General features: G+C 63.2%; 24 protein-coding genes. 12 read left to right on the top strand and 12 right to left on the bottom strand.

Annotated elements, in window-relative coordinates; genetic code table 11:
- Positions 1-78 precede the first annotated feature (78 nt).
- Positions 79-1,821: a glycerol-3-phosphate dehydrogenase/oxidase gene (locus tag ACSW29_RS11590; protein ID WP_003940825.1), complete on the bottom strand. Its 1,743-nt coding sequence runs from the start codon at positions 1,819-1,821 to the stop codon at positions 79-81.
- Between the two features lie 108 nt (positions 1,822-1,929).
- On the opposite strand from ACSW29_RS11590, the gene glpK reads away from it, so the two are divergent.
- Entirely contained in the window at positions 1,930-3,420 is a 1,491-nt protein-coding gene (gene glpK / locus ACSW29_RS11585) for a glycerol kinase GlpK (RefSeq protein ID WP_448277270.1), read from the top strand.
- Positions 3,421-3,591: 171 nt separating this feature from the next.
- Complete coding sequence (locus ACSW29_RS11580; protein WP_347872051.1) at positions 3,592-5,007, top strand: MFS transporter; 1,416 nt, start codon at positions 3,592-3,594, stop codon at positions 5,005-5,007.
- On the opposite strand, the gene ACSW29_RS11575 is transcribed toward ACSW29_RS11580, so the two are convergent.
- Positions 5,004-5,900, bottom strand: a complete 897-nt coding sequence (locus ACSW29_RS11575) for a LysR substrate-binding domain-containing protein (RefSeq protein WP_230812442.1) — start codon at positions 5,898-5,900, stop codon at positions 5,004-5,006. The genes ACSW29_RS11580 and ACSW29_RS11575 overlap by 4 nt on opposite strands.
- A gap of 84 nt (positions 5,901-5,984) precedes the next feature.
- On the opposite strand from ACSW29_RS11575, the gene ACSW29_RS11570 reads away from it, so the two are divergent.
- Together ACSW29_RS11570 and ACSW29_RS11565 are read left to right on the top strand one after the other, a co-directional pair.
- On the top strand, positions 5,985-6,899 hold the full coding sequence (locus ACSW29_RS11570; protein ID WP_347872050.1) for a CoA transferase subunit A: 915 nt from the start codon (positions 5,985-5,987) through the stop codon (positions 6,897-6,899).
- Entirely contained in the window at positions 6,896-7,681 is a 786-nt protein-coding gene (locus ACSW29_RS11565) for a CoA-transferase subunit beta (protein ID WP_448277269.1), read from the top strand. Before ACSW29_RS11570 ends, ACSW29_RS11565 begins: the two co-directional genes overlap by 4 nt.
- Here ACSW29_RS11565 and ACSW29_RS11560 read toward each other — a convergent pair.
- On the bottom strand, positions 7,662-8,843 hold the full coding sequence (locus tag ACSW29_RS11560) for an aminotransferase-like domain-containing protein (RefSeq protein WP_448277268.1): 1,182 nt from the start codon (positions 8,841-8,843) through the stop codon (positions 7,662-7,664). The two genes, ACSW29_RS11565 and ACSW29_RS11560, sit on opposite strands and share 20 nt — an antisense overlap.
- 181 nt (positions 8,844-9,024) lie before the next feature.
- Positions 9,025-10,428 (bottom strand): NAD(P)H-quinone dehydrogenase, encoded by a 1,404-nt coding sequence (locus ACSW29_RS11555; RefSeq protein ID WP_230812434.1) that lies wholly within the window; start codon positions 10,426-10,428, stop codon positions 9,025-9,027.
- Positions 10,429-10,582: 154 nt separating this feature from the next.
- On the opposite strand from ACSW29_RS11555, the gene ACSW29_RS11550 reads away from it, so the two are divergent.
- Complete coding sequence (locus ACSW29_RS11550; protein ID WP_230812432.1) at positions 10,583-11,053, top strand: gamma-glutamylcyclotransferase; 471 nt, start codon at positions 10,583-10,585, stop codon at positions 11,051-11,053.
- 38 nt (positions 11,054-11,091) lie between these two features.
- Here ACSW29_RS11550 and ACSW29_RS11545 read toward each other — a convergent pair whose 3' ends face one another.
- Genes ACSW29_RS11545 through ACSW29_RS11530 form a run of 4 tightly spaced genes read right to left on the bottom strand, consistent with a single transcriptional unit; the run spans position 11,092 to position 15,239 of the window.
- A complete protein-coding gene (locus tag ACSW29_RS11545; protein WP_230812430.1) occupies positions 11,092-12,168 on the bottom strand; it encodes a hypothetical protein in 1,077 nt (358 codons plus the stop codon).
- A gap of 54 nt (positions 12,169-12,222) precedes the next feature.
- On the bottom strand, positions 12,223-13,371 hold the full coding sequence (locus tag ACSW29_RS11540; protein WP_317825366.1) for a M20 family metallopeptidase: 1,149 nt from the start codon (positions 13,369-13,371) through the stop codon (positions 12,223-12,225).
- Positions 13,368-14,528 (bottom strand): M20 family metallopeptidase, encoded by a 1,161-nt coding sequence (locus ACSW29_RS11535; protein ID WP_317825365.1) that lies wholly within the window; start codon positions 14,526-14,528, stop codon positions 13,368-13,370. The genes ACSW29_RS11540 and ACSW29_RS11535 overlap by 4 nt, the downstream gene beginning before the upstream one ends.
- 12 nt (positions 14,529-14,540) lie before the next feature.
- Positions 14,541-15,239 (bottom strand): enoyl-CoA hydratase-related protein, encoded by a 699-nt coding sequence (locus tag ACSW29_RS11530; protein WP_317825364.1) that lies wholly within the window; start codon positions 15,237-15,239, stop codon positions 14,541-14,543.
- A gap of 67 nt (positions 15,240-15,306) precedes the next feature.
- Here ACSW29_RS11530 and ACSW29_RS11525 point away from each other — a divergent pair, with 67 nt between their 5' ends.
- Positions 15,307-16,104 carry a purine-nucleoside phosphorylase gene (locus ACSW29_RS11525; protein ID WP_230812426.1) on the top strand — a complete coding sequence of 266 codons (798 nt, stop codon included), beginning with the start codon at positions 15,307-15,309 and terminating at the stop codon, positions 16,102-16,104.
- Positions 16,101-17,693 (top strand): phospho-sugar mutase, encoded by a 1,593-nt coding sequence (locus tag ACSW29_RS11520; protein ID WP_448277267.1) that lies wholly within the window; start codon positions 16,101-16,103, stop codon positions 17,691-17,693. Before ACSW29_RS11525 ends, ACSW29_RS11520 begins: the two co-directional genes overlap by 4 nt.
- Here ACSW29_RS11520 and upp read toward each other — a convergent pair.
- Positions 17,690-18,313, bottom strand: a complete 624-nt coding sequence (gene upp / locus ACSW29_RS11515; protein ID WP_007727319.1) for a uracil phosphoribosyltransferase — start codon at positions 18,311-18,313, stop codon at positions 17,690-17,692. The genes ACSW29_RS11520 and upp overlap by 4 nt on opposite strands.
- Before the next feature lie 81 nt (positions 18,314-18,394).
- On the opposite strand from upp, the gene ACSW29_RS11510 reads away from it, so the two are divergent.
- From ACSW29_RS11510 to ACSW29_RS11490, 5 genes are read left to right on the top strand one after another with little or no spacing between them, the layout of a single operon-like run.
- Positions 18,395-18,709 carry a type VII secretion target gene (locus ACSW29_RS11510; protein ID WP_448277266.1) on the top strand — a complete coding sequence of 105 codons (315 nt, stop codon included), beginning with the start codon at positions 18,395-18,397 and terminating at the stop codon, positions 18,707-18,709.
- Positions 18,706-19,698 (top strand): C40 family peptidase, encoded by a 993-nt coding sequence (locus tag ACSW29_RS11505; RefSeq protein WP_448277265.1) that lies wholly within the window; start codon positions 18,706-18,708, stop codon positions 19,696-19,698. Before ACSW29_RS11510 ends, ACSW29_RS11505 begins: the two co-directional genes overlap by 4 nt.
- Positions 19,695-20,048 (top strand): hypothetical protein, encoded by a 354-nt coding sequence (locus tag ACSW29_RS11500; RefSeq protein ID WP_372588537.1) that lies wholly within the window; start codon positions 19,695-19,697, stop codon positions 20,046-20,048. The genes ACSW29_RS11505 and ACSW29_RS11500 overlap by 4 nt, the downstream gene beginning before the upstream one ends.
- A complete protein-coding gene (locus ACSW29_RS11495) occupies positions 20,045-20,344 on the top strand; it encodes a YbaB/EbfC family nucleoid-associated protein (RefSeq protein WP_317825359.1) in 300 nt (99 codons plus the stop codon). The genes ACSW29_RS11500 and ACSW29_RS11495 overlap by 4 nt, the downstream gene beginning before the upstream one ends.
- A 47-nt stretch (positions 20,345-20,391) precedes the next feature.
- A complete protein-coding gene (locus tag ACSW29_RS11490) occupies positions 20,392-21,630 on the top strand; it encodes a primosomal protein (RefSeq protein WP_230812417.1) in 1,239 nt (412 codons plus the stop codon).
- A 15-nt stretch (positions 21,631-21,645) separates the two neighbouring features.
- Here ACSW29_RS11490 and ACSW29_RS11485 read toward each other — a convergent pair whose 3' ends face one another.
- Genes ACSW29_RS11485 through ACSW29_RS11475 form a run of 3 tightly spaced genes read right to left on the bottom strand, consistent with a single transcriptional unit; the run spans position 21,646 to position 24,433 of the window.
- Positions 21,646-22,731: an adenosine deaminase gene (locus ACSW29_RS11485; RefSeq protein WP_448277264.1), complete on the bottom strand. Its 1,086-nt coding sequence runs from the start codon at positions 22,729-22,731 to the stop codon at positions 21,646-21,648.
- Positions 22,732-22,740: 9 nt separating this feature from the next.
- The gene (locus ACSW29_RS11480) at positions 22,741-24,036 is read right to left on the bottom strand and encodes a thymidine phosphorylase (RefSeq protein ID WP_317825357.1); all 1,296 of its coding nucleotides are present in this window, start codon (positions 24,034-24,036) and stop codon (positions 22,741-22,743) included.
- Entirely contained in the window at positions 24,029-24,433 is a 405-nt protein-coding gene (locus ACSW29_RS11475) for a cytidine deaminase (protein WP_230812412.1), read from the bottom strand. The genes ACSW29_RS11480 and ACSW29_RS11475 overlap by 8 nt, the downstream gene beginning before the upstream one ends.
- Between the last annotated feature and the right edge of the window lie 29 nt (positions 24,434-24,462).

The following is a 24,462-nucleotide window of genomic DNA, read 5'->3' as shown; positions in this document are numbered from 1 at the left end:
CGACCGGTCTGTGCTGACACGGGTGGTGATTCGTCATCCGGCCTACCCACGACAGAGCGAGAGCAAACGACGGGCGACTCAGACCCGATCCGGCACCACGACGACGGGCTCGAGGATCTCGGCCCGCGACTCCGGCGCTGCGGCACGCAAGGCATCGGCCGACTCGTCGTCCGGCTGGGTCTGTGACTCGATCTCCGCTTCGACACGTGCTCGGTAGGTGTCGACTTCACGCTCGACGGTGGCGGCATCCCAACCGAGAATCGGTGCGACCAATCCGGCGACCTGCTGCGCGCAGTTGACCCCACGATGCGGATACTCAATAGCGATGCGCATGCGGCGAGCCAGGATGTCGTCGAGGTGTAGGGCGCCCTCGGCCGCAGCCGCGTACACAGCTTCGACCTGGAGATAATCGGGCGCATCCGTGATGGGCTGCAACAACTCCGGCGTCTGGCGGCCGAGTTCGAGGACCTCGGTGATCAACGAACCGTAACGGTCGAGCAGGTGCTTGACTCGATACGGATGCAAGCCGTACTGCTCACCCAGTTGCACGGTCTGGTTGATCAACGCGAAGTAGCCGTCGGCACCGACGAGAGGCACCTTCTCCGTGATCGACGACGCCACGCGCGCAGGAATGTCTTCTGCAGCCACGTCGACGGCGTCTTCCGCCATGACCCGATACGTCGTGTACTTTCCGCCGGCGATGGCGACCAGACCGGGAGCGACCCGGGCGACGGCGTGCTCGCGCGAGAGCTTCGACGTCTCGTCGCTCTCACCGGCAAGCAGCGGACGCAGACCGGCGTACACACCGTCGATGTCGGCGTGCGTCAGCGGTGTGACCAGCACGGAGTTCACGTGACCGAGGATGTAGTCGATATCGGCCTTGGTTGCCGCGGGGTGCGCAAGATCCAGGTTCCAGTCGGTGTCGGTGGTACCGATAATCCAGTGACTGCCCCACGGAATGACGAACAGCACCGACTTTTCGGTGCGCAGAATGATGGCAGCTTCACTGACGATGCGATCGCGCGGGACGACGATGTGTACGCCCTTCGACGCTCGCACCCGGAACCGTCCGCGCTGACGTGAGAGCGCCTGGATTTCGTCCGTCCAGACACCGGTCGCGTTGATGACGACGTGACCCTTGACCTCGGCGGTGCGACCGTCTTCGCAGTCGCGAACACGAACTCCCGAGACCCGGTCCGCCTCGCGCAGAAAGCCCACGACCTGCGTCGACGTTCGCACAACTGCGCCGTAATGTGCAGCGGTGCGTGCGACGGTCATGGTATGCCGAGCATCGTCGACGACGGTGTCGTAGTACTGGATGCCACCGGTCAGCGAACTGCGCTTGAGGCTCGGCGACATGCGCAGCGCGCCCGCCCGGGTCAGGTGCTTCTGGGAGGGGACCGACTTTGCGCCCCCCATCCGGTCGTAGAGGAAGATTCCTGCCGCCATGTACGGGCGTTCCCACACTCGGTGAGCCAAGGGGAACAGGAACTTCAGCGGCTTGACCAGGTGCGGCGCCAGCGTGGTCAACGACAGTTCGCGCTCACGCAACGCCTCACGAACGAGGCCGAATTCGAGTTGCTCGAGATAGCGGAGACCGCCGTGGAACATCTTCGACGAGCGACTGGACGTGCCGGATGCGTAGTCACGGGCCTCGACCAACGCAACCTTGAGTCCGCGGGTTGCCGCATCGAGGGCAGCTCCGACACCGACCACACCGCCACCGACCACGACGACGTCGAATTGCTCGGTCTGAAGTTGTTCCCAAGCAGCTTCACGCTGCTGCGGGCCGAGAAACTGCGCACCTTGCTGCTTACTCAACCCGGTCTCCTGTAAGTCGACGACGAATCCGTTTACAGGCTAGTAGCTTGATCCACATACTGCGACAGCGCCCGGATTACTGCGAACGCGCCCGAACCTAGGAGCACAGTGAATCAATACATCGCCGCCATCGACCAAGGCACGACGTCGAGCCGCTGCATGATCTTCGATCACAACGGCGCCGTGGTGAGCGTTGCGCAGAAAGAACACGAGCAGATTTTCCCGCGTGCCGGTTGGGTCGAGCACGATCCGGTGGCGCTGTGGATCAACACTCGGGAGGTGGTTGCCGGCGCTCTCGCGAAGGTCGATCTCACGCGGGCCGACATCGCGGCCGTCGGAATCACGAATCAGCGTGAGACGACCGTCGTTTGGGAGCGTTCGACGGGTAAACCGATCTACAACGCGATCGTGTGGCAGGACACGCGCACGGATCAACTGTGTGTCGAACTGGGCGGCGACGAGGGTCCGGACAAGTATCGAGACAAGACCGGACTACCGCTCTCGACCTACTTCGCCGGGCCGAAGATCCGCTGGATTCTCGACAACGTGGACGGAGCGAGAGCCAAAGCGGAGGCCGGGGAGCTGTGCTTCGGCACGGTCGACACGTGGATCGTGTGGAACTTGACCGAGGGTGTTCACGTGACAGATGTCACCAATGCGTCACGCACGATGTTGATGGATCTGGGAACCCTCCAGTGGGACGAATCGATCTGTGCGGACTTCGGAATCCCGATGTCGATGCTCCCGGAAATCCGTAGTTCTTCCGAGGTGTACGGCACCGGTCGCCCTCGCGGCAATCTCGCCGGAGTACCGGTCGCCGGAATTCTGGGTGACCAACAGGCAGCGACGTTCGGTCAGGCCTGCCTCTCCGAGGGTGAAGCCAAGAACACCTACGGCACCGGCAATTTCATGCTTCTCAATACGGGAACTAAGCCGGTTCACAGCAAGCACGGACTGCTGACCACCGTCTGCTACAAACTCGGCGAAGCCCCCGCCGTCTATGCACTCGAAGGTTCCGTCGCGGTGACGGGATCCTTGGTCCAGTGGCTTCGAGACAATCTCGGAATCATTCAGAACGCCAAGGACATCGAGCCGCTCGCCGCAAGTGTCGACGACAACGGCGGCGCCTACTTCGTACCCGCGTTCTCGGGACTTTTCGCACCCCGGTGGCGACCCGACGCGCGCGGCGTCATCGTCGGCCTGACGCGCTTCGTCAACAAGGGACACCTCGCCCGCGCGGCACTCGAAGCGACGGCATACCAAACCCGCGAGGTCATCGACGCCATGCGTGCGGATTCAGGCGTCGAACTCTCTGCGCTGAAGGTCGACGGCGGCATGGTGGTCAACGAAACCCTGATGCAGTTCCAGTCGGACATCCTCGGAGTTCCCGTCATCCGTCCGGTGGTCAACGAAACGACAGCGCTCGGCGCTGCATATGCAGCGGGCCTCGCCATCGGTTACTGGGCGGACACCGAAGACATCCGAAACAACTGGGCCGTCGGTCAGACTTGGGAACCGGCGATGAACGAGTCCGAGCGAGCACGGCTGTACGCGGAGTGGAACAAGGCCGTCGAGAGGACGTACAACTGGTCGGAGTAGTCACCCCGAACCTTCCATACCGGAAGAGCTGATCGTGGTCGCCTATTGATACTCCTGAGGTATCAATAGGCGACCAAGTTGGTATTGGACGTGACCTACACCACTCTGCGAATCTCATTCAGGCGCGCCACGTTTCGGCGCCGCGAATGATGCAGAGAAAGGTCGCCACGCATGAGTTCACCCACTCGCAGTTCCGAGGAGATCAACGCCAAGGCACGAAGAGCCGGTATCGCTTCGTTCATCGGAACCACTATCGAGTGGTACGACTTCTACATCTACGGCACCGCGGCTGCCTTGGTATTCGGCGACATCTTCTTCTCCGACACTCTCCCGAGCGGAGTCGGAACGCTCCTCGCCTTCATCACTCTGTGGGCGGGCTTCCTCGCCCGGCCGATCGGCGGGATCATCTTCGGTCACCTCGGCGACCGGATCGGACGCAAGAACACTCTGGTCATCACCTTGATGATGATGGGCGTCGCCACCGTCGGCATCGGACTCCTCCCCACCTACGCACAGGTAGGGATCTGGGCGCCGATCGGCCTGGTCACCCTTCGCGTCATCCAAGGAGTCGCGGTCGGTGGCGAGTGGGGCGGTGCAGTGCTCATCGCCAGTGAGAACGCGCCGAAGGGCAAGAGCATCCTCTACTCCGCGTTCGCTCAACAGGGCTCACCCGCCGGAAATCTGTTGGCCACCATCGCATTCTTCCTGCTGTCCTCGATGCCGACGCCGTCATTCCTTCTCTACGGCTGGCGAATCCCATTTCTCGTTTCGGCAGGCCTGGTCATTCTCGGGATGATCATTCGCCTCAAACTCGAAGAGTCCGACGAGATGAAAGCCGTTCTCGCCCGAAAGAAGATCGTCAAACTTCCGCTCGCCGAAGTGTTGCGCAAGCATTGGGTACTGGTTCTCCTCGGCGCCGGCGCACTCCCCCTCGCGCAGGTCACCTACTTCAAGAACACCTTCGCATTGTCCTGGGCCACGAAAGAACTCGGATACGACCGAGGAACCTTCCTCGCCGCCATCGCGATCGCGCTTGTCGTACAGTTCATCGTCCAACCGTTCGGCGCCGTCCTGGTCTCCAAGATCGACATGCGAAAAGCCATGTGTCTGATGGTGATACCGGAATTCGTTCTCATGCCCGCGATGTTCTTCGCCATCAGAACCGGGAACTTCACCATCGCAGTAGTCGCGATGTGTCTCGCCACGATCCCGCACTCGATGTTCTACGGCGCGATAGCCGGCGTTCTCGCTCGGGCCTTCCCCGCCAACATCCGTTACACCGGCCTGTCGACGGCGTACCAACTGTGTTCCCTCATCGTCGGCGGCGGAACTCCGGTACTGGCGCAATGGATGCTCAACACGTCCGGCAACATCGTCGGGGTCGCGATCGTGTCGGGGCTGTACGCACTTGTCTCGCTGATCTGCACCCTTCTCCTGCTCCGCCGGACCGGGTACAACGCAAGCGAACTCTCGACGGCCGAGCAGGCGGATTACGACGAACTCGAACTCGAGAACACCCTTGCCGGAAGCGCTAACTCGCCTAAGTCCGAAGCCGGTGAAATTACTTCAGGTCGGGCAACCGTCTAAGCCAGCGACGGCAGAGCCTGCTCGGACAATTTCAACACTTCGAGAAGAGCAGGTCTGTCGTCTCCCTCTCGCCAGGCGATACGAAGTTGAAGAGGAGGAGGTGGATCCATGACGGGAACAAAGACCACATCCGGGTTCACGATGCTCTGGGCTACCGAGGAAATGGTCAACGAGCATCCGATTTCCGCGGACACCAGCGCGATCAACGACATCGAATCCGGTGCCGTCTGCACGATTCGGGCGAGGAACCCTGCGTTCTTCGACGCAGTGAGCAGAGATTCCCTCAGAATCGACCCTGGTTCAGCCGGAAGCGTCACCCAATTCTCGGACTCCAATTCGATCAACCGAACCGAGTCCCTCGACGCCAACGGGTGGTCTTTCGACATGGCAACCAGAAAGTCCTCCTCGGCGATCAACCTCGACGTGATCCCGAGCGGCGGAACGGTCCACCGCACCATCCCGATGTCGAGTCGTCGATCGAGCAGCATCAACAACGCCTCGTTCGCGAAAGCGGAACTGTCGAGGACGAATTCGATACCGGGATTCGTCTTTCTCACCAATTTCGCCCACCGCCCGACGAGCAGATGCGACGAGGTTCCCGCAAAACCCAGGCGAACGCGACCTGTCGTTCCCTTGCCTGCCGCGGACACCGCGATCTCGGCCATCCGGCACGCGTCCAGTATCTCGCGCGCCGGCAGCAGCAGCGCTTCGCCGGCAGCAGTCAACCGCACGGTTCGAGTACTTCGATCGAACAACGGCGAACCGAGCTGTTTCTCGAATTGCCTGATCGTTCGACTCAGTGGCGGCTGCGCAATCCGAAGCCTCTGCGCCGCACGGCCGAAATGTAGCTCCTCAGCCACCGCGAGAAATGCGTTGATCTGATGAATTTCCACCCGACATTGTTGCGCCATGCCGGCCGACCCTGTCAAGTTTCCGAAACCGACCGAGTGCGCGAGAACGCAAGAAGAGGTACACACGTGGACAAGACCCTCTCGATGAAAGAGGCCATCGGTCGATACGTCGGAGACGGCATGACTGTTGCGCTGGAAGGGTTTTCGCATCTCATTCCGTTTTCCGCGGCACACGAGATCATCCGGCAGCGCAGAAAGGACCTCACGCTGTGCCGGATGACGCCGGACATCGTTTCCGATCAGCTCGTCGCCGCCGGCTGCGTCCGAAAGCTGGTTGCATCGTTCTTCGCCAGCGGGTCCGCGGGCTCTCTGTACGAGTTACGCAGACGCATCGAGAACCAGGACCCACTCCCCCTCGAAGTCGAGGAATACAGCCACTACGGCATGGTCTGCCGGTATCAGGCTGGAGCCGCCAGGCTTCCCTTCTTTCCGCTACGGTCGTACGCCGGGAGCGATCTGCCCGCGCTCAACCCACAACTGAGACTCGTCGACGACCCGTACGGCGGCGGGAGCGTCTACGTTGTGCCGCCACTGAATCCGGATGTGACGATCATCGGTGCACAGCGAGCGGACGCGTCCGGGAACGCACAGATCTGGGGCATCGCCGGGGTGCAGCAAGAAGCCGTGTACGCCGCGAAGAAGGCGATCGTCATTGTCGAAGAACTGGTCGACGACGAGGTCATCAGGTCCGACCCCAGCCGAACTCTGATTCCCTCGCACGCAGTCGACGCGGTTGTCGTCTGCCCACGCGGCGCGCACCCGTCGTACGCACAGGGATACTACGACCGCGATTGCGGTTTCTACCGACGCTGGACCGAAATTTCCAAAGATCCTTCACGGCTGAGAGATTGGCTCGACGATTGGGTGTACGCACTCGACAGTCACAGCGAGTATCTCGCCAAACTCGGAGCAGACTACTGGACCGATCTCGAGGTCGGATCAAAACTCTCCACACCAGTCGACTACGGGAGCAGACTATGACCACCACGATCGACATCGGTCCGACCACCTCTACCGAAACCATCGTCGCCGTCGCGGCACGCGAATTGGCGGGTAAACGCCGAGTCTTTGCCGGAGTTGGGCTACCCACGCTCGCAGTCGATCTCGCGAGGCACACGTCGAATCCGGGTGTCGAGCTGATCTACGAGTCCGGGGTGTGCGGCGCGCACCCGTCAGCCATGGCCGAGGGTATCGCCGACTCCGTGGTTGTCTCCGGTGCCGAATCCGTGCTGAGCATGGCCGCGCTCTTCGGCTATGTCCTGCAAGGTGGCAACGTCGACGTCGGATTTCTGGGGGCCGCTCAAATCGATCGAACGGGCAGCCTTAACACGAGTTTCATCGGTGACTGGAAGAACCCGACCGTCAGACTGCCCGGAGCGGGCGGGGCTGTCGAGATCATCGCGAACGCCGCCGAAATCTTCGTCGTAATGCGTCGCCACGACCTCAGTTCGTTTCCTGCCAAGCTCGACTTCTGCACCTCACCAAGCCCCGCCCGCGCCCTCGCCAGCGGAAAGGGCATCATGCCGGCAGGTGCAGGAGTGACCAAGGTTTTCACCAACCTCGGCGTCCTGACACACCAGGGCCCCGGCGGCGAACTGGAGTTGACCAGCGTCCACGAGGGAATCTCTGTCGATCAGGTACGGGAGTCGACGGGATGGGACCTGGCCGTCGCCGACCATGTCACCGTCACCACCCCACCGTCGGGCACGGAGATCGATCTGCTCCACAACACGATCGACAAGGTCAGGCTGTACCTACGCTGACACTGTCCCGGAGCCTGCCTACGGCATCGACCAGCACGGCTTCAGGATACGTCGCGAAACACAGTCGAGCGCTTCGGCTGAGGTCCGCTTCGACTGCGAACGCCGAACCTGGGACAAAAGCGACTCCGTATTTCAGTGCGACCCCCAGGAGTTCGGTGGTATCGACGTCGTCGAGAAAATCCATCCAGCAGAACATGCCGCCGCGGACCTCGGAAAAGCTTGCACGACCACCCAATTCAGTCTCCGCGGCCGTGACCATTGCCTTCGCTCTGGCTCCGTACCCCGCCCGGAGCTTGTCGAGATGCGCGTCGAACCACCCGCGGTCGGAGAAGAGGTCAGCGGCGATCTGCTGAGTGAGCGAAGAACCGCACAGATCAGCACCTTGCTTGATCAGTTCGACGGCCTCGCAGACTCGCCGATCGCCGTGCAGCCAGCCGACGCGTAGCGCCGGCGCCAACACCTTGGAGGCACTGGACAGCCGAATCACCCTGTCCGACAACGCCGCCAGTGGCGCGGGCGGTTGGTCGCCGAAGTACAGCTCGCCGTACGGGTCGTCCTCGAGAACCCAGAATCCGTATCGGTCGGCCAGTGCAGCCAGGTGCGTTCGGCGCTGCACGGAGAGCACCGCGCCGCGCGGGTTGTGAAAATTACTTACGGTGTGAACAACTTTGGGCCGAAGACCGGCATCGAGTTTCACCTCGAGCGCGGCGGTGTCCATCCCGTCCTCGTCCAGCTGGACCGGAACGAGACTGGCCTGCGCCGTCCGAAAGACCTGGAGCGCACCGGTATACGCCGGTTCCTCCACGACCACAACGTCACCGACGTCGAGGAGCACCTGTGCGAGCAAGCTCAAACCTTGCTGAGAACCGTGTGTGATCACAACTTCGGACGCGTCGAGTGATCGCCCGATTTTCGTGGATTCGCGCTCGGCGACCACCTCACGGAGGCGCCACAGGCCGGAGGTCTCGCTGTACTGGACGGACGAGGGGTCACCGAGCGAGTCGTGTGCCGCCTTCGAGATTCGTTCCCGAGGAATGAAATCGGGGTCGGGTAGCCCGCCGGCCAAACTGATGACGTCGGGTCGGGCAGTCAGGGTGAGTAGATCGCGAATTGCAGAACTACGGAGTCCGTCCATACGAGCGGACAGCGCGGCGTGTGTCATGTGAAGCTCCCAGGCACGCAGAATGAAGGTCAGAGGAAAAACACCCTGAGCCGTCCTGGGTCAACGGGGCGGGAGAGCGCCGAGATACCGACCCTTGATTCGGTCGGTATCCCGACTATCTCACCAATACTTCAGTATGTGAAACAGAGTTCCCACATTGTAAGAAGACTCTGGTCCGTTCTCAGTCCAGGTCGTCGTGACGCATGAGCTGACGAGCAGCCTCGGTGATCGATCCGGTCAGCGACGGGTACACCGAGAACGTCTGCGCCAGGTCGTTGACCGTCAGGTTGTTCTGTACGGCGATCGCGATCGGCAAGATCAGTTCCGAAGCAGTGGGTGCGACCACAACACCACCGATGACCACGCCGGTAGCCGGACGGCAGAAGATCTTCACGAAACCGCGACGCAAACCGGACATCTTGGCGCGCGGGTTGGTATTGAGCGGCAACATGACGGTGCGAGCAGGCACCTCTCCGTTGTCGATCGCCGCCTGCGAAACACCCACCGTTGCAATTTCGGGGCGCGTGAAGACGGCCGACGCGACAGTCTTCAACTTGATCGGGCTGACGCCTTCACCGAGCGCGTGGTACATCGCGATGCGTCCCTGCATCGCAGCCACCGAGGCGAGCGGAAGCAGTCCGGTGCAGTCACCGGCAGCGTAGATACCGGAAACCGTGGTGCGCGAAACCCGGTCGACACGCAGGTATCCACCCTTGTCCAACTCGATGCCGACCCGTTCCAGGCCGAGACCGTTGGTGTTGGGGACGGAACCGACGGTCATCAAAGCGTGGCTCCCCTCGACCGTGCGGCCGTCGGAGAGCTTGACGACGATGCCCTTCTCGGTGCGCTCGACGGCGTCCGCGCGGGCGTGCTTGACGAGGGAGACACCGCGCTCGGCGAGGGCGTCCTCGAGTACGAGTGCCGCATCGGCATCCTCGCCGGGCAGAACACGGTCACGACTGGACACGAGAGTGACCTTGACACCCATCTCGGTGTACGCGGAGACGAACTCGGCACCGGTGACACCGGAACCGACCACTACCAGGTGCTCGGGCAGCTCGTCCAAGTCGTAGAGCTGACGCCACGTCATGATTCGCTCACCGTCGGGCTCCGCGCCCGGGATGATGCGGGGGCTGGCGCCGGTGGCGATCAACACGACGTCTGCGTCGATGGTCTTCTGCTCACCGCTTCCGAGCGTCGCGCGAACCTGGTGCGCCGCCATTCCGAGGAGCGGATCGGTCAGTTCGGCGGTACCGGAGAGAACCTCGACGCCGACCGTCTGCAACCGTGCGCGAATGTCCGAGGACTGGGACAACGCGAGACTCTTGACTCGGGAGTGGATCTTCGGCAATGAAACCGAAGCCTGCTCCGGATCCAAGGTGATGCCGAGATCGGATGCACGACGCATGTCGGTGCGGATTCCGGTGGACGCGATGAATGTCTTCGACGGAACACAGTCGAACAGCACACATGCACCGCCGACGCCGTCCGAATCGACCAGGGTGACCGTGGCCCCGTGCTGCGCGGCTACCAGTGCCGCCTCGTAGCCGGCGGGTCCGCCACCGATGATCACGATCCGGGTCATGTGTCCTCCAAGTCCTCGCGTGGCCGGCAGGGGTCTCCCGTCGACCAGTGTCACGCTATTCGAGCACCACGTGTCGCGCAGTGCTTGTACCAGATTACTTGCGTCCGGTGGTCCGCTTCGCCACACCCTCGGACCACGGTTTAGGCTTGCGCCCGTGTCGATTTATGCCGCTTACGGTTCCAACATGCATCCCGAGCAGATGTTGTTGCGCTGCCCACACTCGCCCATGTCCGGGACAGGGTGGCTGCGAGGCTGGCGCCTGACCTTCAGCGGCGAGGACATCGGCTGGGAGGGCGCTCTCGCCACCGTGGTCGAAGATCCCGACTCCAGTGTTTTCGTGGTTCTCTACGACGTCCCGGAAGAGGACGAAGTAAGCCTGGACCGCTGGGAAGGCGCCGAACTGGGTCTCCACCGCAAGATCCGAGTGCGGGTCGACACAGCCGGCGATGCAGTCCTCGCGTGGCTCTACGTCATGGACGCGTACGAAGGTGGACTGCCGTCCGCCCGCTACATCGGTGTAATGGCCGACGCCGCCGAAATTGCCGGAGCGCCGGCCGAGTACGTGCGTGAACTGCGGACGCGAAACAGCCGCAATGTGGGTCCGGGTAACGGAGTTACCGATTAAGCGCTGTAACGGAGTGACGGACTAGATCGCTGTCCTGCTCAAAGCAGCAGGAAATACGCGAGCACCGCGAGTGCCGCGAGCACGACCACAATCGCGACTCCGACGAGAATGCGCTTCGAACCGCGCGACTCCGATTCGCCTGCGACAACCTCAGTTTCCGGCTCGGCTGTTGCCACCCCGGCTGCGGTTTCAGCCGCCACCTTCTCGCGCCCCAGCGTGTCGAACACCTCGGTCACGTCGTGTGAAGGCGGCAACCCGATCGGCACGATCGTGTGCGACGTCGAGGTGAACCCGGCAGCGAGGATCGCAGCTCCCAGCGCGGCCGACTGTTCGGGTCCGGGGCCGAGTTCACATCTGACACCGAGCTTTTCGGCAATCCCGGCAGCTATGGACATCATGGCTGCCTTGTCCGTCGCCGGTTCTCCGTCACCGGTGACGACTACGGCGTCCAGGTTCTCCGGCATCCAACCGAACGCACCCAAAGCCGTCGCGAGGCGTGAACTCGGCGAACTCCCGTCGCCGGCAAAGCCGAATGCGCGGCCCGCGGCGACACCCGAACGCACCAGCGTGACCGCTGCTCCGGTGTCGTCTACGTGATAGATGCCGATGAGCGTGCCGGCGAGTGCCGCGATTTCCGACTCGAACCACGCCGAAACGGCCTCGGCATCCGAGACGAGCGTGACTCGTTCGAGGCCCGCGTAGACCAGAGAATCCTGCATGAGGGCAGCAGTGGACGAGTCCCAGCGCGACGGGTACGTAGCGACGATGTCGGGGGCTCCCCCGCTTCGACCACCGCGATCGGGCAGCGGCTCACATTCCTGCAACAGACAGCGAATCGAAGTTGCCACCAAATCCTCGGCGCGGTAACGAGTATCAGCCGTTCCTGCGACGCCACTCGGGTCCCCGACGCGACCGACGAAACCCGACCAGCTCTCGGCGAACTCACGACCGGCACCCAGTTGCTCGGTGCCACCGAGCACCGTCGTTCCGTCCTTGCGTTGATTGAGGATCGTGTCCCGAACCAAGACCACTGGATCGGCCGAACCCGGATCGTTCGACGCAACGACAGCCGTCGACACCAATGTGCCGATTCGCACTCCCACACCTATGGACATGCCCGTACCTTCACTCGAACGAACGAAAAACGGTACCCCCGACGGGAACCGGAACTATCCCAGAACCAGGCTCGTGAGAACCTTCACACCGACGCCGAGTGCACGCTCGTCGAGATCGAAAGTGGGTTGGTGGATATCGAGCTGATCGCCTTCACCCGACCACACGCCGAGCCGCGCCATAGCACCCGGCACGGTTTCGAGGTACCACGAAAAGTCTTCGCCACCACCGGATTGCGGGGTGTCTGCCAAGGCATCTTGTCCGACGGTCGCGATGGCGTCCTCGAACATCCGAGTGGACACCTCGTCGTTGACGACCGGTGGCACTCCGCGACGATAGTTGAGTTGGTAGCGAACGCCGGTGGGTGCGAGCAATCCGTGGACGATTTCTTCCACGAGCGGTTCGAGCAACTCCCACGTATCGTGATCGCCGGTACGTACCGTGCCCGTCATCATGCCCGTCTGCGGAATCGCGTTGGGCGCCTGACCTGCACTGACCGCGCCCCACACCATGACGGTGCCGGTACGCGGATCGATACGACGGCTGAGCATTCCAGGCAGCCCGGTCACGACTGTGCCGAGTGCGTAGATCAGATCCGTGGTCAGGTGCGGCCTCGACGTGTGCCCACCCGGAGAATCGAGGACGACCTCGATCGTGTCTGCAGCAGAGGTGATCGCGCCCAGACGCATGCCGACCTGGCCTGCCTCGAGTCGCGGATCGCAGTGCAGAGCAAAGATTCTGGACACGCCGTCGAGCGCGCCGGCCGCGATGACGTCGAGTGCTCCACCAGGCATGACTTCCTCTGCGGGCTGGAAGATCAACCGAACCCCGACGGGAAGTTCGGGCAGCGTGGTCAGAGCCAATCCGGCGCCGAGCAGGATGGTGGTGTGGGCGTCGTGCCCGCATGCATGGGATACACCGGGGACCGTGGACGAATACGTCGCCCCTGTCGCTTCCTGCATCGGCAAAGCGTCCATGTCGGCGCGAAGTGCGATTCGTGGACCTTCCGGTCCGATGTCGCACGTGAGGCCGGTGCCACCGGGAAGGATCTTCGGCGACAGCCCAGCCGCAGTGAGGCGGGTCGCGACGAATTCGGTGGTCGCGTATTCGCGGCGAGCCAACTCCGGGTTGGCATGGATGTGTCGACGCCACGCGACGAGGTCGTCGGTGTGCGCGTGAATCCACGTATCGATTGCCGCGTTCACCGGCGATCTACCCCTTCCAACAGACGGGCGCGTTGTTCTGGATCGGACGCTACCCGGACAGCAGTGCGGGCCAACGCAATTGCACCGTCGACTACCGCTCGATCTGCGGAGGTGGTGATACACGCCGCAGCGAACTCCGGCTGATGTGTCACTGCCCCCGATGAATCCAAGCCTATGACCGGGTGAATTCCCGGAATCACATTGGTCACATTACCCATATCCGTACTACCCAGCGGACGGGAGCGCTCCCATTCCACCGCCAGTGGCACCCGCCCGAGATCGACGATCTGTTCACGGTACGCCGACGCCAGCCACGGATCGGGGGTCAACTCGGTGTAAGTGGGCGATACCGTGCGGATTTCGTGGGTGCATCCGGTGCCGAGTGCGCCCGAGGCGAAGCAGGCGTCGGCACGCTCGGACAGATTGGCCAACGACGCGGCCGTCTCGGCACGCAGGTAGTAGAGCAGTTCGGACCGGGCCGGAACGATGTTGGGAGCCGTGCCGCCGTCACTGACAATTCCGTGAATCTGCTGGCCCGGCTGCAGGTGCTGACGCAACAATCCGACCGCTACCTGCGCGAGCGTCGCTGCATCAGCGGCATTACGACCGAATTCAGGCGCAGCAGAGGCGTGCGCTTCGCGACCGTGATAGCTGACCGCGATGTCCGCGAGGGCCAGCGAGGTGGCACCGATGATGTCGATCGGTCCTGGATGAACCATCATGGCCGCGCCGACGCCGTCGAATGCACCACGCTCGAGCATCAGAACTTTGCCGCCACCGGTTTCCTCCGCCGGAGTACCGATCACTCGGACCGTGATCCCCAATTCATCGGCCACGGTAGCCAACGCGATGCCGGCCCCGACCGCGGCGGCGGCAATGATGTTGTGCCCACAGGCATGACCGATCTCGGGCAGCGCGTCGTACTCGGCGCAGATCGCGATGACCAACTCTCCGCTGCCATAGGTGGCGTCGAAAGCCGTCGGCAGATCGACGATCCCGCGAGTGACCGCGAAACCGTGCTGCGCCAGCAGGTCCGACACTTTGGCAGCGCTGCGGAACTCTTCGAAGGCGAGTTCCGGATCGCTGTGAATCGAATGCGACAGCGCAATCAGATCGGCCTCTACAGACCTGACTGCACTGTCGACATTCTGATTCACGCGATCATTGTCTCACCCGAAGGAGAAGTTGCTCTTGTCAGTCACCTGAGCGAGGTCCGCAAGAGCATCGCGGTGAATACCTGCCTTGATTCCCGCCAAGTTCTTGCCGTGAGTCGACGTCAATGCCGACGCCTTGGCCACTGCTGCCGCGAGCACTCCGTCGCCGTCGACCGTTTCCTGCACGATGCCGGCAGCAAGCGCGTCGGCGCCGCCGAATCGACGCCCCGTCGTCATCGCGTCGACTGCCGTCTGCCTGGGCAGACGACTGTTCAGCAATGCAGACATCCCGACTGTGAACGGCATGTTCAGTCCGACCTCGGGAAGGCAGTAGAAGCCGCGGTCCGCGCGCATGATCTGGAAATCGTGCGAGGACGCCAGCATGGCGCCGGCGCCGAATGCGTGCCCCTGCACGGCCGCGACCGTGGCCATCGGGAAGGTCAGCAGCCGGCTGTAGATGGTGTGGACCTTGTCCAGGTAGCCGGGAAGACCGTCGAGATTGCCGAAGATCCACGTCGTGTCCAGGCCGTTCGTGTAGAACTTGCCCGTCGCCGTGGTCACCAGGGCTGCCGGCCCCTCGTGCGCTTCGACCTCGTCCAGCTTGCTGTGAACAGCGTCGATCCACTCGGGGCCGAAGCGGTTCTCGTTGTCCGTTTCGCCCTCGTTGCCGAGGTACAGGATGAATACGTCGCCGTCGCGTTCGAGATAAGGCATGGATGGGAGAGTAACGCCCGCCAACTCACCCGGCGAACCGACCCGACTCCTCAGTAGGGTTGCTCACATGGGAACGATCGCCGAGGCCGCCGCCGCTGCTCTGTCCGCCATGACTGGTTCTTCGTCACCGTCAGTCGCCATCGTGCTCGGGTCGGGGTGGACCGACGCCGCAGACGTGTTCGGCGACGCCGGTGCGGACGTGACAGCTGAAGTCTCGATGGCCGATCTACCTGGCTTCGCCCCACCGTCGGCGCTCGGTCATGCGGGCACCATTCGTTCGGTGCGCGTCGGAAACACCGAAGTCCTGCTGCTGCTCGGGCGCGCGCACGCGTACGAAGGCCACGACCTCGGCACCGTCGTCCACCCGGTCCGGACAGCCATTGCTGCCGGCGCCGACACGGTCATCCTCACCAACGCAGCCGGCGGAATTTCTGAAAACTATGCCGTCGGCCAACCGGTGCTGATCAGTGACCATCTGAACCTGACGGCACGGTCCCCGCTCGTCGGCGCGGAGTTCGTCGACCTGGTCGACGCCTACTCGCCGGAACTGCGCTCGCTCGCTCGCTCGATCGACCCGGACCTTGCCGAGGGCGTTTACGCCGGACTTCCCGGACCGCACTACGAGACTCCGGCCGAGATTCGAATGCTTCGCACACTGGGCGCCGATCTGGTCGGCATGTCGACGGTTCACGAGACAATCGCGGCCCGCGCGCTCGGCGCCCGCGTTCTCGGCATCTCGATGGTCACCAACCTGGCCGCCGGCATTACTGGTGCCCCGCTGGATCATCAGGAGGTGCTGGCGGCAGGCAAAGCGTCGGCAGCCCGGATGGGAGTGCTGTTGCGTCAACTGGTCGAGCAACTGTGACACCTACCCACGTTACCGAGTGGATCGACGCCGATCCGGACCCAGTCACCCGCGCAGAATTGGCAACTCTTTCGGAACATGAACTGGCCGAACGCTTTTCCTCGCCGCTGGCGTTCGGCACCGCTGGGCTTCGCGGGCCGGTGCGCGGCGGCCCCAACGGCATGAACCTCGCGGTCGTCATCCGGACCACGGCCGGTCTGGTGGCCTGGCTGACAGCTCGCTGCCAGGGCGGCTCCCGCGTTGTCGTCGGCCGCGACGCCCGGCGCGGTTCCGAGGAATTTGCTCTCGCCGCCGCAGAAGTCATGGCAGCGGCCGGGTTCGAGGTGACCCTGCTCCCCCGTCCATTGCCGACACCGCTGGTGGCGTTTGCGGTGCGCAGGCTCGGGGCAGCGGCGGGTATCCAGATCACCGCCTCCCACAATCCTGCTGCCGACAACGGCTACAAGGTGTACCTCTCGGGTGGGGCGCAACTCGTCTCCCCCGCCGATCGTGAAATCGAGAGCGAGATCGCCCGCATCGGTGGCGCCGCCGATGTCCCTCGAACGCCGGTGATTCCCGTCGGTAATTCCCTGGTCGAGGAGTACATCGCCCGGATCTCCACTCTCCCGCACGGTAGCTCCCGCTCGATCCGGATTGCACTCACGGCAATGCACGGCGTCGGCGGCGAGACTGCGACAGTTGCTCTGCGAGCAGCAGGATTCGAGGACCTGCACGTCGTGGCGGAGCAGTTCGATCCCGACCCCACGTTTCCGACCGTCGAGTTCCCCAATCCCGAAGAGCCCGGCGCCGCAAACCGCCTGCTCGCACTCGCCCGGCGTGTCGACGCGGATCTGGCGATCGCTCTCGACCCGGATGCCGACCGCTGCGCCGTCGGAGTTCGCGACGGTGATCAGTGGCGCATGTTGCGCGGCGACGAAACCGGGGTGCTTCTGGCCGACCACGTACTGAGCACGGCGCCCGAAGATTCGTTGGTGGCGACGACGATCGTCTCCTCGACTTTGCTCTCGAAGTTGGCGAGAGCCCGCGGAGCCAGGTTTGCGCAGACACTCACCGGCTTCAAGTGGCTCACACGCGCGGGCGATGGTCTGGTCTATGCCTATGAGGAAGCGATCGGGCACTGCGTCGATCCAGAGGTGGTGCGAGACAAGGACGGCATCTCGGCTGCCGTACTGGCGGCCGATCTGGCTGCCACCCTCGCGGGCAGCAACAGAACCCTCTTGGACCTTCTCGACGACTTTGCCGTCGAATTCGGACTGCACCGTGGGGACCAAGTATCCCGCCGCGTCGAGGATTCGAGCGACATCACCGAAATGATGGAACGGTTACGCGCCGATCCGCCCGGTCAACTCGCGGGAGAGTCGGTCACCATCGAAGACTTGTCCCTGGTTCGCGGCGGTATGCGCACCGACGCAGTGATATTCGACGGACCGTCGATCCGCGTGGTTGTGCGACCGTCCGGCACTGAGCCCAAACTCAAGTGCTATCTCGAAGTCGTGGTCCCGGTGGCGGACCGCAGCGATCTCGCGAGGGCGCGTGGGCAGGCGAAGGCTCGGCTGGACGAACTCCGAACCTTCGCCCTCTCGCTCTAGCGGGGTCCGAACTGCCGATCGCCGGCGTCACCGAGACCGGGGACGATGAAAGCGTTCTCGTCGAGTCCGTCGTCGATGCTCGCGATGACCAGACGCACCGGGTGTCCGGAGGCTGCCAGCGCATCGACGCCGGCCGGAGCAGCTACGACGCACACTGCCGTGACATCGGTTGCGCCACGCGCAACCAGCAAGTCGATGGTGTGCACCATCGAACCACCGGTCGCGAGCATCGGATCGAGCACGAACACCGGGATACCGGACAGATCCGCCGGCAGGGATTCGAGGTACGGAACCGGCTGATGAGTCTCTTCGTCACGTGCCATTCCGACAAAGCCGACGCCGGCTGACGGAATCAGCGCACTCGCCTGTTCGACCATGCCCAGACCGGCACGCAGCACGGGTACCAACAACGGCGGCTTCGCGAGCCGGATGCCCGTCGTCGCTGCTACCGGGGTGTCGACCGGAAATTCCTCGACCTCCGCGTCACGCATGGCCTCGTAGACCAGCATGTGCGTGAGCCTGCGAAGTGCGGAACGAAAAGTTGCGTTCTCACTGCGTGCATCACGCATTGTCGTCAAGAGGGCCGCCGCGAGCGGATGGTCGACTACGTGCGTTTGCATGACCATCAGAATAGTTCCTCGGGAACCGGAGCACCCCGCGCGGCGTCCAAGAAGGAGTAAGCGCAACGGGGGGAAGACAAGTTGACAAATCTGGATCTGGACACTGAAAGCATCGCGGAGTTCGCCACGCGGTTGGGCGCTGTTGCCGACAACGTCGCGCAAGCTCGACACGACGCGGCGGGCGGCGATCACTTGGCTCTGTCCGCTGTGCTGGGGCTGATCGGCGGCGACTTCGTCGATGTCGCGAGCCGAGCACAGCAAGCGCACATCGACGACATCGATCGACTGTCCGCTGTGATCTCCAGCGTCCAGTCAGCCACCCGCGACGCTCACGCCGTCTATCTCGACTCCGAGGAATCGGTACGAACGACTCTCGCTGAAGCCGCAGGCTCATGATCGACGTCGACGCACTCGCACGACCGATCATCGATCTGGTCGACATTGTCGGGACTGGCGTCCCCAGCGCAAGTGGACCCGACGTCGGCATCCGAATCGCTACGGACGCCCTCGAGATCGCATACCAATTAGGAAGCGCTGCTCTGAGCGAACTGGCGTCCTCTCAGAGCTCGTCCACGGCCCTCACCGCTGCGGTGACCAAAACCGAGCAGACGCAGACGTCGACGCGAAACCTCGCCGATCGTGGAAACGACATCGCCGACGTCGTGGACGAAGCAACAACGTCCGTGTTCGCGGGAATGACCGAACTCGGTGAGATTCTCCAGTCGTTTCTGACACTCGCGATCAAGGCCGGGCCGACACTCATGACACCGACGGGCCAATTGATGTTGTTGTCGGCCGCGTTGGAGCACCTCGGACGCGCGGTATCGGTTGTCGAGCGGGTACGCGGTGAGCTGGCGGGGTCGACCGACAAGATGTCCGCGCTGATCCCGCCCGTCCCGATACCCGATCCCGCACCTGGAGTCTTCGAGTCGGCGGGTGGTTCCAGTTCCACAGGTCGATCGGGTTCCGCAGGTGGTTCCGGTTCCGCGGGCGGTGTAGAGGTCGAACTTCCCGACGGCTCGATCGCCACCGCACCGAACGCCGAGGCCGCTGCTGCCGTACGCAACGCGCTTACTCAACAGGGTGTCCCGTACGCCTGGGGAGGCACGACACCCGGAGTCGGTCTTGACTGCAGTGGTCTGACGCAATGGGCGTACGGCCAGGCCGGAGTCGATATTCCGAGGTTGGCTCAGGAACAGGGAATCGGGAACCAGGTCGATCAGAACAATCTGATGCCCGGCGACCTCGCGGTCTGGGACGGACACGTCGCCATGGTGATCGGCAACGGTCAGATGGTCGAAGCCGGTGACCCTGTCGAGATCAGTGCCATCCGAACCACGAACAGCGGCATGGGCTTTCACGGTTTCTACCGTCCGACAGAATGACAGGAAACATGAACGAGAACATGCGGGAATCACCGCCGATCATCACAGCCGTCTCCGTCAACCGCGCTGGAACCATCGCAGTCCGCGCCACGGAGCACGCCGTGCCCGTGGACCTGCGGATCAGCCAGGAGGAACTGCGGTACGGCGGGGAACGGTTGGCGCAACAGATACTCACGCTGTGCTCGAAAGCAGCAATCGAGGCCGGCGCCCGCCATCGTGTGGAGCTCGAGGAGACCGGAGTCCCGGCAGCGATCCTCGATCGGCTCGGTCTCGCGACCCGAGACGAACTGGCCGATGTCGACGCCGCCGAGGGCCAGATCCTTCCGTCGAGCTGGATGCGTTCGATATGAGCGAGATTGATCGAATCATGGAGCTGGCGAAACACCGGACCGGACTCTTGCAGGACGCCGTCGACGGGGTCAACGCTCTGCGGGCAGTCGTCTCGAGTGAAGGTGGGATAGTCACAGCGACTGTCGACGGGCTGGGTGCTCTGGTCGACTTGCGGATCACCGATGCGATCACCGCCATGGATTCGCGCTCGGTAGCCGCACTGACGGTGGCAACCATTCACCAGGCAGTTCAGCAGTCCAATGATGAACGAGAACGGCTGGTGGGTGAGCTCCGCGTGTCGCTGAAACAAACGTGACCAACCCCCGCTATGCCTTTCGCTCTGCGGTGGATAGGCTTCCGCCCATGGCTGGAGACATCGTCCCTATCGAAATCGGACTCACCGACGGAGACCTCGTCACTTTGTGGGCACCCCGCTGGCGCGAGGGCGACGACGAGTGGGAAGCGTTTCTCGGCCATGAGGAAGACCTCTACGGGTTCTCCTCCGTCGCGGAACTCGCGGCCTTCATCCGCACCGACTCGGACAACGACCTGGTCGAGCATCCGGCGTGGGCCGTCGTCTCCGGACTGTCGGCAGCCGAGCTCGAGCCCGAAGAGAACTTCACCTTCGACTTCGTCGGCGTGCCCGAGCTGGCCGCAGGTGACCCTGAGGCACTGGTGGTCTCGGAACTCGAAGACACCCTGAACATGGCTCGCAACATCGGTGAGGTGTGCGAACTCGACGCGGTCATCCGCTTCTTCAGCGGCCATCCGGTACTCGGCGCGCTGGCCACCGGCGCCGGCACCTTCGAAGGTCGCGAAGGACTTGAGCTGTGGGATCAGGTCGGTGCCGCAATCGTCAAGGACTGGGATGCGGTTCTCGACGCCATCGACAAGGTGGTCACCTCCCCGAAGGTCGACGCTGCCGCCGTCGCGGTCGCCGAAGCTGAACTGCTCGCCGCTGCCGAGAACACCGTCGACGCCGACGATGTCGCCGAAGAGGGCGAGGACGAGGAATTCGACGAGGACGACCTCGACGAGGAAGAAGACGAAGTCGAGACCTTCTGGGGCGAGGTCGGCGTCGATCCGATCCGCATCATCACCTCGGCCGAGACGTTCTACACTCTGCGCTGCTACATGGGAGATCAGGCGATCTTCCTGGGCAAGGACGGACTGATCACCGTCTTCCGCAGCGAGCGCGCACTCGCACGTTATCTCGCGGACAACCACGAACACGATCTCTCGCAGGTCAGCACGTACGGCGAAATTCAGAATGCTGCCGTCGACGGTTCACTCGAAATCGAAGTCACGGACGAGAACGTCTACGTTCTGCCCGGCATCGCCGACGACCTCGCACAGGGCCCGGACGTGGTCGACGCCGAGCAGTTGGAGCTTGCCGTCGAATTGTTCACCGATGCAGCGGATTTCGCCGACGACGACTCCACCGAGGAAGTTCTGTCCGCGTCGAACGAGCTGGGTTGGTACGTCTCCTACCTTCTCAACCCCGATCCCTCCCGGATGGCCCCGAGTGCGCCGTTCACCAAGGAATCCGAGGCCTGGCGTGAACTCGAGCGTGAGTTCGAGGCCCGGTTGCGACCTGAGTAGTCGGGTGCACGTCATCTAGCCGATGAGCACGGCGTAACCCGGCTTGATGACGTCGTCGATCAACGCGAGGCGCTCGTCGAACGGAATGAAGGCCGACTTCATCGCATTGATGGTGAAGCGTTCCAGATCGGTCCAGCCGTAACCGAAGGTCTCGACCAACGCCGCCATTTCCCGGCTCATGCTGGTATCGCTCATCAGCCTGTTGTCGGTGTTGACGGTCACGCGGAAACGCAAGTCCGCCAACAGTCCGAACGGATGGTCCGCCAGGGCGGCTACGGCTCCGGTCTGTACATTCGAACTCGGGCACAGTTCCAGGGGAATGCGCATGTCACGGACGTAGTTTGCGAGCCGACCCAGCTCTGCCCCACCGTGGCCGCCTACGTCGATGTCGTCGACGATCCGCACGCCGTGCCCCAACCGGTCCGCTCCGCAGAACGCGATCGCTTCGTGGATCGACGGCAATCCGAAGGCCTCACCCGCGTGGATCGTGAAGTGAGCGTTCGCATCACGCATGTATTCGAAAGCGTCGAGATGCCGGCTCGGTGGGTTTCCGGCCTCGGCGCCGGCGATGTCGAACCCGACCACTCCGCGGTCCCGGAATCGCACCGCGAGTTCGGCGATCTCACGCGACCGGGCGGCATGCCTCATCGCCGTCAGGAGACACCCGATTCGGATCTCCCGTCCCGCGACCCTGGCAGCGGATTCGCCGGCTCGGAAGCCCTCGAGCACGTGCTCGACGACCTCGTCCAAACTCAGGCCCTGTTCCAGGTGCTGCTCGGGCGCAAAACGGATTTCGGCATAGACGACGTTGTCGTCGGCCAGATCCTCGGCACACTCACGTGCTACCCGTGCAAGCCCTTCCGGGGTCTGCATCACGGCGACTGTGTGCGCGAACGTTTCGAGGTACAGCTCGAGTGAACCACTGTCAGCGGCAGTTCGGAACCATTGTGCCAGTTCGGATGCCGAATTCGCCGGCAGCTCGTCGTAGCCACACTGCTCGGCCAGTTCGAGAACAGTCTTGGGTCGGAGTCCTCCGTCGAGATGGTCGTGGAGAAGAACTTTGGGTGCGCTGCGGATCGTGGTCAACTCCGGTGCGTTCATTCGCCAACGCTAACGCGAATCACCCACAATTCGCTCGATGAGCAGCGGTCGCGAAACGGTGTCGGATTCGGTCCCGATGGACCAGCCACCACCGAGGCTTCGACGTGCTGCGTCAAATCTCTCGGGAGTATCCGTGTGCAAAGTCATCAGCTTCTGCCCGGCGCGGACCACTTCGCCAGGCTTTGCGTGGATCTCGATGCCGGCACCGGCCTGCACGGATTCACCCTGCCGTTCGCGTCCGGCTCCGAGTTTCCAGGCTGCGATGCCGACCGCCATGGCGTCGAGTCGGGTCAGTACGCCGTCTCGGTCCGCGGTGACGACGTCGCTGTGCCGGGCCACCGGCAGTGCTGCGTGCGGGTCCCCACCTTGGGCGGCGATCATCGCGCGCCACCGGTCCATGGCTGTGCCGTCGGCCAGTTTGTCTGCGGGGTCGATACCGTCGATCCCAGCCGCGGACAGCATTTCCCGAGCTAGGACCAGGGTCAGCTCGACGACGTCCGACGGACCACCGCCGGCCAGCACCTCGACGGATTCTCGTACTTCGAGAGCGTTGCCGGCCGTCAATCCCAGTGGAGTGTCCATCCCGGTGATGAGGGCGCTTGTGCGCACACCCGCGTCGTTGCCCAATTCGACCATCGTGCGAGCCAACTCGCGGGCGTCGCCGAGGTCCTTCATGAACGCTCCGGAACCGACTTTGACGTCGAGCACCAGTGCGCCGGTCCCCTCGGCGATCTTCTTGCTCATGATCGAACTTGCGATCAGCGGAATGGATTCCACCGTTCCGGTCACGTCGCGCAGCGCGTAGAGCTTCTTGTCGGCCGGGGCCAGGTTGGCTCCGGCAGCGCAGATCACGGCGCCGATTTTCGGGTCCGAGAGAATGTCGACCATCTCCGCCGCAGTGAGGTCGGCGCGCCAACCCGCAATGGCCTCGAGCTTGTCGAGTGTTCCACCGGTGTGGCCCAGTCCGCGTCCAGACAACTGCGGGACTGCAAGTCCGCACGCAGCGACGAGGGGCGCGAGCGGAAGGGTGATCTTGTCCCCCACTCCACCGGTCGAATGTTTGTCGACGGTGGGCAGCGGCAAGTCCGAAAAGTCCATCCTCCCGCCGGATTCGATCATCGCCTCGGTCCATCGACCGGTCTCCGCCCGCGACATTCCGCGGAAATAGATCGCCATCGCGAGCGCCGACATCTGTTCGTCGCCGACGACCCCCTGCGTGAACGCCTGAACTATCCAGTCGATCTCGGTCCCCGACAGTTCGCGGCCGTCACGCTTGGCGCCGATGATGGAAACTGCGTCAAACATGGCGGAGCCCCTCTGCTTGTTCCGGCCCGAAAGCATCGGGCAACAGCTCGCTCAGCGGCTTGAAGCCGCTGCTCGTGTCGACAAGCATCTCACCCCCGCCATGCTCGAGAAGAAGCTGTCTACACCTGCCGCAGGGCATCAGAATCGAGCCCTTCGAGTCACAGCACGTGAAGGCCACCAGCCGCCCACCCCCAGTGGCTGCCAAGTTACCGACGAGTCCACATTCGGCACACAGACTCAAACCGTATGAGACATTTTCCACATTGCATCCTGAGACGATTCGACCATCGTCTACCAGGGCCGCTGCACCTACCGCATACCCCGAGTACGGCGCATAGGCCTGACGCATGACCACTTGCGCGTTGTGCCGCAACAACTTCCAGTCGATGTCACCCATGGTTGGTTATCCAATCACGCTGACTGAAT

Source organism: Rhodococcus sp. GB-02, from assembly GCF_053470465.1.
This window is presented reverse-complemented; position numbering and strand designations above follow the sequence as displayed.